Genomic DNA, 299 nt, shown 5'->3' on the forward strand with positions numbered 1-299 from the left:
ATGGATTGCCAATGCATGCAACCCGGCGTAACCGGTGCGTAGTATAACGGCCAGGCCCAACAACCGTCGGGCCTTGCACGCAATTATTGCGAAAAGTTACTCCAGTGCCTTCCAGATATCCGTGGCGTACTCACGAATGGTCCGGTCCGAGGAGAACCACCCCATCCGCGACGTGTTCAACACCGCCGAGCGCCACCATTCCTTGGAATCATGCCAGTGGGCCTCGACGCGCATCTGCGCGTCCCAGTAAGAGTCGAAGTCGGCACAGACCAGTAAACGGTCGTAATCCACCAGCGAAT

At 57.5% G+C, this 299-nt stretch carries 1 protein-coding gene; it reads right to left on the minus strand.

What is annotated here, in order from left to right; genetic code table 11:
* Positions 1 to 96: 96 nt before the first annotated feature.
* Positions 97 to 299: glycogen/starch/alpha-glucan phosphorylase (locus BK660_RS31695; RefSeq protein ID WP_148057538.1), on the minus strand; the 203-nt coding region annotated here is incomplete at its 5' end.

Source organism: Pseudomonas brassicacearum (assembly GCF_003732265.1).
GTDB classification, from domain to species: Bacteria; Pseudomonadota; Gammaproteobacteria; order Pseudomonadales; family Pseudomonadaceae; genus Aquipseudomonas; species Aquipseudomonas brassicacearum_D.